The 11858-nt window shown below is 59.8% G+C and carries 7 protein-coding genes; 6 read left to right on the top strand and 1 reads right to left on the bottom strand.

Annotated features, from left to right (window positions below; genetic code table 11):
• Nucleotides 1–1627 (bottom strand): immunoglobulin-like domain-containing protein (locus Q2B33_RS02700; protein WP_300913849.1); only part of this gene is annotated, 1627 nt, incomplete at its 3' end.
• Nucleotides 1628–2112: 485 nt separating this feature from the next.
• Between Q2B33_RS02700 and Q2B33_RS02695 the strand changes: the two genes are divergently transcribed.
• From Q2B33_RS02695 to Q2B33_RS02670, 6 genes are all read left to right on the top strand, one after another.
• Nucleotides 2113–3159, top strand: coding sequence for a LacI family DNA-binding transcriptional regulator (locus Q2B33_RS02695; protein WP_300563939.1), 1047 nt, complete (start codon nucleotides 2113–2115; stop codon nucleotides 3157–3159).
• Between the two features lie 81 nt (nucleotides 3160–3240).
• Entirely contained in the window at nucleotides 3241–5058 is a 1818-nt protein-coding gene (locus tag Q2B33_RS02690) for a hypothetical protein (protein WP_300783604.1), read from the top strand.
• Between the two features lie 127 nt (nucleotides 5059–5185).
• On the top strand, nucleotides 5186–6124 hold the full coding sequence (locus Q2B33_RS02685; protein WP_300769574.1) for a sugar ABC transporter permease: 939 nt from the start codon (nucleotides 5186–5188) through the stop codon (nucleotides 6122–6124).
• A gap of 16 nt (nucleotides 6125–6140) precedes the next feature.
• A complete protein-coding gene (locus Q2B33_RS02680; protein ID WP_296473905.1) occupies nucleotides 6141–7043 on the top strand; it encodes a carbohydrate ABC transporter permease in 903 nt (300 codons plus the stop codon).
• Between the two features lie 12 nt (nucleotides 7044–7055).
• The gene (locus tag Q2B33_RS02675) at nucleotides 7056–9920 is read left to right on the top strand and encodes a DUF5695 domain-containing protein (RefSeq protein WP_300783603.1); all 2865 of its coding nucleotides are present in this window, start codon (nucleotides 7056–7058) and stop codon (nucleotides 9918–9920) included.
• A 509-nt stretch (nucleotides 9921–10429) separates the two neighbouring features.
• Complete coding sequence (locus Q2B33_RS02670) at nucleotides 10430–11692, top strand: aminopeptidase P N-terminal domain-containing protein (protein ID WP_300792220.1); 1263 nt, start codon at nucleotides 10430–10432, stop codon at nucleotides 11690–11692.
• Nucleotides 11693–11858: the final 166 nt, after the last annotated feature.

The raw sequence follows: 11858 nt of genomic DNA, 5'->3' as shown, positions 1-11858 counted from the left end.
CCGCCTTCTCCCGGAAGCCCTGCTCCCCCGTGGAGGCGAAGGCGTGGGCCAGGGCCGACAGGAAATGCCCGGTGGAATGGCCCCTGAGAAGCCCCGAGGGCTCCTCCCAGCCGCCCAGGGGCATGGCGTCTTTCGTGGAGACGCCGAAGGCCCTGCGGAAATTGTAGAGCATCCTGTCCGCGTCCAGCAGGCGCAGATAGGCCAGGCAGCGCTCCTGGTTCTCATGGAAGACGCTCTCCTGTCCCAGCCGGACGCGGTCCCTGGCCGCGGGGGCAGCCTGGAGGGTGGGGACAGGAGTCCCCCAGGCGCTGCTCTCCCCCGGGGAGGCAGCCTGGGGCAGGGGAGCCGCGGGGATGTACTCCATTCGGGGGAGGCTCCGGCAGGCGTCGGGCAGCAGCCGCACCCGGAATTCCCGGGAGGTCCGGGCGGTTTTGTAGGTCGCGGTGAGGGTCAGGGTCAGGGCGGCGGCGTCTCCCTCCGGCCTGTGGAGCAGATGTCCCTGATGGTCCATGAGCTCTGGGCGGCTGCTCTCCCAGCGGAAGACAGAACCGCCTTCACCCTTCTCCGGCAGATCTAAATCCGACACCACATGTCCCGGGAAAGGCAGCTTCACCCGGGCGGCGTCAGTCTCCGCGGTTTCCGCGTCCTCCGGAAGGGGAGGGATCCGGAAGGAGAAGTCCCGGGACGCGCTCTGGCCCTGGAAGGTCAGGACGGCCCGCAGCGCCCCCTCCAGGGCAGGGCTCCCCGGGGCGGGGCGCTGGAACAGGCCCTCATCCGAGACGATCTCCGGCGTCAGGCTCTTCCAGGCGATTTCCGCCCCCAGCTGTCCGGTTCCGGGCAGGAGGGGCGGCGTTTCCAGAGGCTCCTCAAAGAGGGCTTCCAGGTTCCGGGCTTCCAGGCGCAGCCTTTCCCCGGGCTCGATGCGGAACAGGGAAGCCATCTCCTCCTTATCCAATACGCCGCCGAATATCCGGATGTCCGTGAAGGACGCGGCCAGAGGGGCCAGGGCGAAGGCGCCGAAGCCGAAATCATTCTCCGCCGCGCCCTCCAGGGCCCTTGCCTCCATGCGCCGGTGGACGAGCTCCGCCCGCTTTTCGCCGTCGATGTAGAGCTCTATGGGGGCGGGCAGGCCATTGCCGAAGGACGCTGCCATGTGGAACCAGCGCCCCAGGGGAACCGGGACCCACTCCTGTAGGCAGGCCTCCTGACTCCTGCCGCCGGCCGTGGCGCAGGGGGAGAGGAAGGCCCTGGCCTCCTCCTCTTCCCCGGGCAGGACGGAGAGATAGAAGCAGTTGTCCGTGCCGAAGGAGAAGAGATTGGCGTATTCCGTGACGCTGTCTATCCTGCAGTAGAAGCTGACGGTGACGCCCTCGGCACCGTTCAGCACGCCGTCCGGCAGCTGCAGATACCCGCCCTGCCCGGTTCCGGTGAGCCTGAGCACGGGGAGCGTATGGCCGAAGACGGCGTCCTCCTCCATAAAGGCGCCGCCTCTGTCGCAGCCCCTGATGACGCCGGCGAAGCCGTTCCCTGTCTGGTCGGGGGCGATGGTGCTGCTGACGCCGGTGAAATCATAGCGGGCCAGAAGGGGGGCCGACGGATGGTTGGTGGATTTCGTGGTAGTGGACATAGATTCTCCTTTCTGCGGCGGGAGTTCCCCTCCCTCCGGCGAAGGGCTATAGCGGCAGTCCTGCCGTAGCCTGGAAGCTTCCGCGCCGGGGCGCGGGTTTCCGGGGGCCTGCAGGCCCCCAATATAAAATTATTATATAAATATGAAAATTATAAAATCAATGTAAAATTTGCACAAAATTTAAACGATTAACTTGTGGAAAATGCGGAATTGACAGGGGGACAAGGGAGGCGCTATAATGTTTTACAAGGGATAGAAGCCAAAAGGTTGGTGAAACAGCCATGTTTAGAAAAGATGCTTGGCAAATTTGGTACAGCCATGTTCCAATCTGTTATCGGAGGAGAACAGAACAATGGATGAAATAGATGGGATAGAGTTAAACGATTAAATCCCTCTGACATGCCCCTGCCTGCTGACAGCGGGGCGCGGAGCCGGGATAAGGCTTCCGGGCTGTCGGGACAGGGCGCGGAAAGAGAGGTGACGGTATGGCTACGTTGAAGGATGTGGCGGAGCGGGCGGGCGTTTCCACGGCAACGGTCTCCTATGTGATGAACAATAAGGAGAACAAGGTCAGCGAGGGTGTGGCGAAGAAGGTGCGCATGGCAGCCAGGGAGCTGGGATACCAGCCCAACATCGCGGCCAGGGCGCTGCGGTCCAGCAGGAGCAACATCATAGGCATCATTTCGGAGGACATTGCCACTTTCCAGGTCAACAACATCGTCCAGGGCATCAACCAGACGGCGGACAGGGAGAACTACCAGATTCTCCTGGGCGACCTGAACCTGAACAGCAGGATTTGGCGGGACGGCAGGCAGGACTACAGCCTGGTCATGGACTACCGCGATGAAATCAGGGACAAGGTGGAAATCTTCCGGATGGTAGGAGCCTGCGGCATCATCTATGTGGGGATGCATGACCGGGACATCACGGGGCTGCTCCGGACGGATATCCCTCTGGTATACGCTTACAGCTATACCAAGAACCCCGGGGATTATATGGTCAACAATGACAATCAGCGGGTGGCCACCCGGGCGGTGGAAGCCATGCTGCGGCAGGGCCGCAGGCGGATAGGGCTGATCAGCGGCCCGGTGGAATCGGTTCCCGCCTACAAGCGCCTGATGGGGTATCAGACGGCGCTGATGGATGCGGGGGCTGTCCTGGATCCGGAGCTGATCGTGTACGGCGACTGGAGCGACTGTTCCGGGGAGCTGGCCTGCCGGAAGCTGATGGCGCTGGAGGAGCGGCCGGACGCGCTGTTCTGCATGAACGACTGGATGGCGGTGGGTGCCATGAAGGTGTTGAAGGAGCTGGGCGTTTCCATCGGGGAGGAAGTCGTCCTCATCGGATTCGATGATATAGAGCTGTGCGGTTTCGTGGAGCCGGCGCTGACGTCCGTCAGCATCCCCTTGGCGGAAATCGGGCAGCGGGCGGCGGAGAAGCTGATCGCCTTGGCGGGAGGGCAGGCATGCCGCCACAGGGAGGAGCTGCCCTGCCGGATCGTAGAGCGGGAGACTTTCGTGTATGAGGACTAGTACAGTATAGATTGGCAAGTCTGTCAAGACTGTTGATAAAACCGCGGAGATATCCGCATGAAATTAAGGAGGGAAAGGATAATGAAGAAGAAAGTCTTAGCAATGCTTCTGACTGGCGCCATGGCGTTTTCCATGCTGACAGGCTGCGGCAAGGGTTCGGGAGGGGGCGGCAAGGAGCAGGATCTGTCATCTGCCGACCTGAAGGGAGAGCCCAATGAGTGGGGCTGGGTAGTGCCTGAGGAGACCCTGGTGCTGGATGTATATGCCGGCATGGGAGACCAGCAGGAGCTGGAGGCCGACGAGAAGGGCGGCAAAGCGGTCATGGATAAATGGCTGCTGGACAACATGAACGTCCAGATCAACTTCCAGTACAGCAACATGGAGATGGACCAGCAGCTGCAGCTGTGGCTCACCAGCGGAGACTATCCCGCCATCATCACCAACATGACCGATGACATGGCGGAGAAGTTCATCGCTCAGGGTAAGGCCCTTGACCTGACCGAGGCCCTGGAAAAGTACGGCGACAACATCACCCGCCGCTACGGCAAGTACATGAACATGATGAAGAGCAGCGACGGCAAGGTCTACAAGCTGGCCACCCTCTACGGCGACAACGTGAACGTGGCCGGAAGCGACTTCGGCATCCGCTACGACTACTGGAAGGAGCTGGGAGAGGACAAGATTTACGAGACCCCGGAGGAGTATTATGAGGTGCTGAAGAAAGTCCTGGCCAACCATCCCACGGACGACAATGGCAACAAGACTTACGGCCTGTCCGCCACCGACAAGAAGGGACAGAACCTTCTGAACGGCATGCTGGGCGCTTACGGCTTCATCGGCGGCTACAAGTATGACGAGGCCAGCGGCGAGATGACCCACTGGCTGAATACGGACGAGGGCCTGGAAATCGCCAAGTTCATGAACAAGCTGTACAGAGAGGAGATCATCGATCCTTCCTTCCTGAGCACCGATTACGAGAAGCTGATGACCGACATCCACAACGGCACCATCGTAGGAAACTGCGACGCATGGTGGTACGGATGGACGGGGGGGCACCAGTACTGGGCTACGCAGGATGCTGAGAACTGGGAGCTGGAGAAGAGGATCGCCAATGTCTCCGTCCATGCGGAGGGCCTTTCCATGGAGGACACCACCCTGCTGACCTCCAGGTTCCTGGGAAGCTACCGATGCATCGTCACCGACAAGTGTAAGGATCTGGGCATGGTCATGAGATATCTGAACTGGGAGAACAGCGAGCTGGGCAACTTCGTCATCGGCTGGGGCGCTCCCTCTGCGGACAATGTGTGGGATATCGCCAAGGAAGACACTAAGGTAGGCAACTGGGTGGACGGCGAGTGGGTCGAGGACTGTGTGGACATCAAGGCCGGCACATGGCTCATGAAGGATGTCATCCTGGACGTGGACAGGAAAGAGGAGATCGGTTCCTACCACGACCTGAAGGAGAAGAACGGCGCGGGCATCTACTCCATCGCCCTCAACGGCAACTGGCTCTACACCAATGAGCTGCAGAACTTTGACCTGATCGATCCCAGAGTGTCCCATGTATCCATCTACGACTACTGGCCGGTGAATCCGGACACGGGCGAGTTCTCCAATGAGGGCGTGAAGCTCAGCTGGGGCTTCTACACCGCTCCCATGCAGGACACTTCCCTGTTCGCAGTGACCTGGGACGCTACCCAGGACATCACCACCAAGAACGAGAACGTGAAGTCCAAGCTGGAGGAGGCATGGGCCAACATGGTCACTGCGGAGTCCGAGGAGGCCTGCGAGAGCATCTTCTATGAGTACAGAGAGACCTGTAACCAGTTGGGCCTGGAGGAGATCACGGAGTACGTGAAGTCCCAGCACGACAGCAACGCGGAGAAGTACAACGGCTAATACATAGTAAGGCTTGTCTGCAGGCGATGCTTTGCGGCGGGGCCTGCGGACGTTGGAAATGTCAATGGGGGGCGGCTTCGGCAACCCCCCATTGCGCTTCACGGGAATAAGGATTCAGGAGGGGTAGATGAAAAGTAAAGAACAAAGAGCCAAAAAGAGGAAGGAACTGATCAGATCCTTCCGGACACAGAGACAGATGTGGGCCATCAGCGCGGTTGCCATCCTGTGGGCCATCATATTCTGCTACATTCCCATGCTGGGAAATGTCATAGCCTTCTTCGACTACACGCCGGGGCAGAGCCTGGTGGACTGTAAGTTCGTGGGCCTCAAGTACTGGATCGATTTCTTCCAGCTCCCGGACATGGGGCGGGTGTTCCGCAACACGCTGGTGATCAGCGGTCTGTCCATGACCATAGGGTTCGTGGCGCCCATCGTCTTCGCGCTGCTGTTGAATGAAATCCATCACACGCTGTTCAAAAAGGTGGTACAGACGATCTCCTATCTGCCTTACTTCATCTCCTGGGTGGTGGTGGCCAGCATCCTGTTCACGCTGCTCGGGACGGACGGCAACATCAATGAGCTGCTGCTGAACATGGGAGTGATCGACAAGCCGATCGCTTTCCTGAACGAGAAGAATTATTTCTGGGGAATCCTGACCACCTCCAATATCTGGAAGGATGTGGGCTGGTCCGCCATCATCTACATTTCAGCCATCGCAGGCGTGGACGGCACTCTGTATGAGGCCGGATCCGTGGACGGCCTGGGGCGGTTCGGCAAGGCCTGGCACATCACGCTGCCCGGCATCGCGCCTACGGTGATCATGCTGTTCATCATGGGCATCGGCGGCATCCTGAACGCCGGATTCGAACAGCAGCTGCTGATCGGTAATCCGCTGACCCAGGAAGTGTACGAGAACATCGATACATACGTGTACCGTTACGGCATGCAGCTGGGGAGGTATTCCTTCGCGACCTCCATCGGCCTGATGAAGTCGATCTTCGGCTTTATCCTGGTGCTGATTTCCAATAAGATTTCGGCGAAAGTCACCGATATGAGACTATTCTAAGACGGGGGTGATCAGAGTGAAGAGAAAAGGCACAAAAATCAAGACTAGTTTAGGATCCAAGATATTCGATGTGTTCAATGTGTGTTTCATGCTGGTGTTCGCGTTCGTCATGATTTACCCTTTCTGGAACCAGCTCGTGATCTCCTTCAACGAAGGATCGGACACAGTGAAGGGCGGCCTGGCCTTCCTGCCCAGGGCCTTCACCGTAGAGAACTATTCCTATATCTTTACCAGGACCAACATAGCCAAGGGTGCGGTGATCTCCGTGCTGCGTGCCGTGGTGGGCACCACCCTGACCATCATGTGCACAGGGCTTTTGGGCTATATCACCACCATCCAGCATTTCGTGGGCAAGCGCTTCGTGCGCCTGGTGTTCATCATCACCATGTACTTCGGCGGCGGTCTGATCCCCACGTTCCTGCTGTACTCCAATTTAGGTCTGCTGGACACCTTCACGGTGTACTGGCTGCCGGCCCTGTTCAGCGCGTACTTCATGATGCTGATGGCTTCCTTCATCCAGGGGCTGCCTGATTCCCTGGCGGAGAGCGCCAGGCTGGACGGCGCCAATGAGCTGACGATCTATTTCCGGGTGATATTGCCCCTGTGCACGCCGGTGATGGCGGCGACGGCCATCATGACTGCGGTGGGCCACTGGAATTCCTGGTTCGATGTCATGATCTACAACTCCGGCGGAAACTGGGATACGCTGCAGGTGTACCTGCGGAAGATCCTGATGGAGAGCGAGCAGGCCTCCAAGCTCCTGAGCGAGCAGAAGCAGTTCGAGGCCATGCGGAACCTGACCACATCTTCCGTGCGGGCCGCCACCACCATGGTGGTGACGATACCGATCGTCTGTATCTATCCGTTCTTCCAGAAATACTTTGTGGGCGGCATCACGATAGGAGCAGTGAAAGGATAACAGGAAGCAATCATGGGTGAGAAGTATTATTTCTGCAACAGCCGGTTCAAGGCGCAGATTCAGGACGGTACGATCCGTTCGGTGTCTATGATGGGGGATGGTGACAACATCCCCTATCTCAATGAGGAAAAAGGGTACGGGAACCTCTATCTGACCTGGGAGAAGGGCGGGGAGAGGAAGCAGTGGCAGCCTCTGGGGGACCAGGGCTTTGCCGACAGCGCGCCTGTGGCGCGGGGACGCTCCGTAAGGTATGAGGGCGGCATTCAGGGGGAGGAGCTGAAGGTCACGGTCCGCTTCCGCCTGGGTGAGGTGCTGGAGCAGGAGATTCTGGTGGAGAACGTGTGTTCCGAACCGGTGCGGCTCCTGGACTTCGGCCTGCGGCTGGCCTGCCATACCAAGTTCACCTGGGGCGGCGACACGGGGCGGGAGGTGATAGGGCATCATTTCATCTCCGGCCATGGCTCCCATTCCACGCTGTACCGCTGTGACGGCAAGGGAAGCCTTCTGGCGGTGCTGCCCTGGGGGGACAGCCAGTGGGTGCACTATGAGGAGGAGATTCTGGAACCCATTCCCGGACGGGACGGGACGGACGGCAAGGGCGTGGTGATCCTCTACAGCTTAAGCGGCGGAATCGGCGCGAAGAGGGCGGAGGAGGGCGCGAAGCTGCGGATCGCGCCGGTGAGCGTCCAGCTGGAGCCCGGCGAGTGCTATCGCTACCAGGGGAGGATGCTGTTCGCCGGGGATTATGAGGACTGCCGGAGCCGCCTGGTGGAGCAGGGGCAGGTGATGGCGGAGAGCATCCCGGGGTATACGGTTCCCAGGGAGCAGCCGGTGCTGCTGGCTCTGCGGTGGAATCCGGAAGCTGGCAGGAGGGCCGGCGCGGATGCGATGCAGGCTGACGGAGGCAATCCGGAAGCGGCGGGACGCCTGACGGCCGGAGAGGGCGTGGAAGCGGCCCGGATGGCCTCAGCGGAGGGAAGGAGCTCTGGAGCGGAAGCGGCCTGGACGGTCTCGGCGGAGGGAAGGAGCTCTGGAGCGGAAGCGGTCTGGACGGTCTCGGCGGAGGAAGGGCTCCGGGTGGAGGCGGAGGATGCGGAAGTGGAGGCCCTGGGGACAAATGGGGCATACCACATCTTCCGAATCGCTTTCCGGCAGTTGGGCGAGCGCACGGTCAGGGTGAATTACGGCGGAAAGTATATGAATGTATATTATTTCGTCACGCAGGACGTGCGGACCATGCTTGGGAAGCGGGCGTCTTTCATCGCGGGCAAGCAGATCAGGGACGAAGAGAAATGGTACAACGGGCTGCTGGCCGAGTACAACAATGAGACGGGGGCGGTCCTTAGCCCTGACAATTACGATAAAATCGGCGGCTGGCGGATTTACGAGGTGACTTGTGACGATCCGGGGCTCTCCAAGCCAGCATTCCTCTCCTCGGCCCAGACCGTGTGCCCGGATCAGGCCCAGGTGGACGCGCTGGACGACTATATCCAGCATTTCGTCTGGGGCGGGCTGCAGCAGAGGACGGATGAGCCTTTCCCCTACGGAATCTACGGCATCCCGGACTGGCATGTGCTGCGGGAGTCCGAGGATCCGGGGAACAGAGGGCGGACCCATCTGTGGCGGGTGTACGACTATCCCCACATCGCGCTGATGTATTACAATATGTACCAGGTGGCGGCTTTTGCGGAGAATGTCACTACGAGGTTGTCTGCAAAAGAGTATCTGCAGCGGGCTTACGGCACTGCCAGGGCCCTGTTCACGGTTCCGGCGGAGCTGGAGGGCTGGTCGGCCTATGAGACAGGATTCTACAATGAGCTGGCTATCCCGGAGATCATAGAGGCCCTGAAGCGGGAGAAGATGGAGCTGGAGGCCCAGGTGCTGGAGGGGCACTGGAACCGGAAGATGGGGTATTTCGTGAAGGAGTGCAAGGATGTGTTCGGCTCCGAGTATCCCTTCGACACCACGGGCTTCGAGAGCACCCATGTGCTGGCTGCCAGGGCGCTGGAGACGGCGGAGATGCGCTGCAGGAAGCTTCCCTACGGTGAGGATATGGACTATGGCAGGGCTGTGGAGTTCATGGAGAACCAGACGGCCTGCAATGTGGCCTGCAGGGGTCTGCTGGAGCCTGCGTATTTCTGGTACGGCAGCGATTACCGGGGGGACAATCTGCACTATACGCTGAGCTATATGACCCAGATGGGCGGGGATTCCCTGTTGGATTATGCGTGTTATTACGCGCAGGAGCCATTCGGGATGCTGCGGCTGGCCTATGGGTCCCTGCTGGGGAGCTGGGCGCTGTTGAACTGCGGGGACGAGGAGAGCGGGTATGGCTACTGGTTCCCGGGGAAGGAGAAGGACGGCTGCGCCAGCGGGGGGTTTGAACCGCTCTACGGCGGGGAGACTTGGCTGAACCAGCCCCATCACGGCGGGGCGTGGTATTATTCCTGTGAGATCGATCTGGGGTTCTGCGGAGGGCTGAGAGGGGCTGCCACGGTGGTGGCGGAGGATCCGGTCTTCGGCAGGGTGTGCTACGGAGGGTCCCTGGAGGAAGCTCGGGAGGGGCTGCGGGTCACATGCCGGGATGGCGTGGGGCGGCGGTTCCATTATATCGGGACAGAGGGGCGTATCCATGCGGAGTGCGATTATGGGGAATGGAGCCTGGAGGACGGTGTTTTGCTGGGCGAGGGCTTTGAGCGGATTGAGCTGAAGGCGGTGTCCGGGCCTTGGAAGAGGGAGGCGCTGAGGGCGCGGGTTTTGATGGAAGGTTTTGGGGATTACCGGCTGGCGGGGACGGATGTGATCTTGCGGGACGGGGAGTGGTGTGAGCTGCCTGTGCCGGAGGGGGAGATAAGGTTCCTGCTGGAGCGGGTTTAGGGTTTGCGGCGGAGGGACGGAGGCCGGGGCCGGGCGGGCTTTGCTCGGCAGGGGTAACGTTCCGATGAACTAACTGCTAACTTCGACTAGGGCGCGAAAAAACCGCGCCTTAGTCTGCGTAAGCAGTGGATTTCATCTGCACTAAGGGCACCCCTTGGTGCTGTCGCAAAGCCCGCCCGGCCCCGGCCTCCTGTTTTGCGGCAGGTTGGAGAGGGTAGGGCTATGCTCGGCAGGGGTAATGCTCCGATGAACTAACTGCTGACTTCGATTAGGGCGCGAAAGTACTGCGGCTTAGTCTGTGTAAGCAGTGGACTTCATCTGCACTAAGGGCACCTCTCGGTGCTGTCGCGAGCCCGCCCGGCCTTGGTCTCCTGTTTTGCGGCAGGTTGGAGAGGGGAGGGTGTTTGGGGCAGGGCGGGGATTTTTGTTCGGAATGATGTGTTTGACAAGTGGGATGAAAAGTGCATAATTAGATGTGGGATAATGTACGGAAGCGAGGGAATGAGGGAATGGATAAGGAATTTCACAAGGGGAACAGGGAGAGGGCGTATCGGGAGATGAAGCCGAATTCGCTGTGGGTGATGTTTTCGGGGACGGAGGTCTGTAAGGCCAATGACGAGCAGTATCCGTTCTATACGGACAGGAATTTTCTGTATCTGACAGGGCTGGACAGTAAGGAGTTCGTGCTGTTGGCCTGGAAGGATTCGGAGGGGAATACGGGGGAGAGAATCTATATCCTGCCGCCGGATCTGATGAAGGAGCGCTGGACGGGGGAGCGGATTAAGCCGGACCGGGCGGCGGAGCTGTCGGGTATCGGGGATGTGGCGTTTGTGGAGAGTTTTGAGGCGGATTTCCATAAGCTGGCTTCTCTGGGAAATTATGGGCAGCTGTATCTGGATACTTACCGGGCGCAGCCGATCGACAGGGAGACGCCGGCCCACAAGCTGTGCAGGCGGGCGGCGGTGGATTATCCGTTCCTGCGGATCGAGGACGCGGGGGCTATCCTGAGGAGGCTGCGCACGATCAAGCAGCCCTGTGAGATAGAGGCCATCCGGGAGGCGGAGAAGATTACCCGGGACGGAATCGTGGCTATGATGAAGGCTTCCCGGCCGGGGATGTACGAGTATCAGTACAAGGCTGTGTTCGATTATGCGCTGGGGCAGCATGGGCCTCAGGGGCCGGCGTTCCCTTCCATCATTTCCGCGGGAAGGAATAATTTCTGCATTCATTATTATGCTTATAAGGGGCAGGCCCAGGACGGGGATATGATTTTGAACGATGTGGGGGCCTGGTACGACAATCTGATGACGGATGTGTCCAGGGGCTGGCCCTGCAACGGGAAGTATAATGAGAGGCAGAGGCTTTTGTATGAGTGCGCGCTGAATACGTCCAACCATATGTTCGGCATGATTAAGCCGGGCATGGCCATGGAGGACGTGGACAGGGAGGCCAGGCGGTATAATGCGGGTCTGCTGAAGGATGCGGGCGTGCTGAAGGACGTGGAGGAAATCGGGACTTATATGTGGCACGGCGGCTCCCATCATGTGGGGTATGACGTGCACGATGTGGTGGAGCGGCCGCAGTTCATCGCGCCGGGCATGGTGTTCTGTGTGGACATCGGGATCTACCATGAGGAGTGGGGCATCGGTTTCCGGCTGGAGGACAATTGCCTGGTGACGGAAGACGGGTGCGAGAACCTGTCGTCAATCACGCCCAGGACCATGGAGGAGATTGAGGATACCATGCGGAAGGGCTGTGTGGCCGTTTCCTAGAGGACTAAGTGGAGAACGCCCGGAGAAAGAGCTGGCCGAACTGTGGCCAGGGCTTTCTCCGCTGAGGTGGTGTTGGAAGGGACGTTGCGGGACTGGAAACAGTAACGTCCCGGAGAACGCCCGGAGAAAGAGCTGGCCGAACTGTGGCCAGGGCTTTCTCCGCTGA

It is taken from the genome of uncultured Acetatifactor sp. (assembly GCF_948601915.1).
Lineage (GTDB): Bacteria > Bacillota > Clostridia > Lachnospirales > Lachnospiraceae > Acetatifactor.
This window is presented reverse-complemented; position numbering and strand designations above follow the sequence as displayed.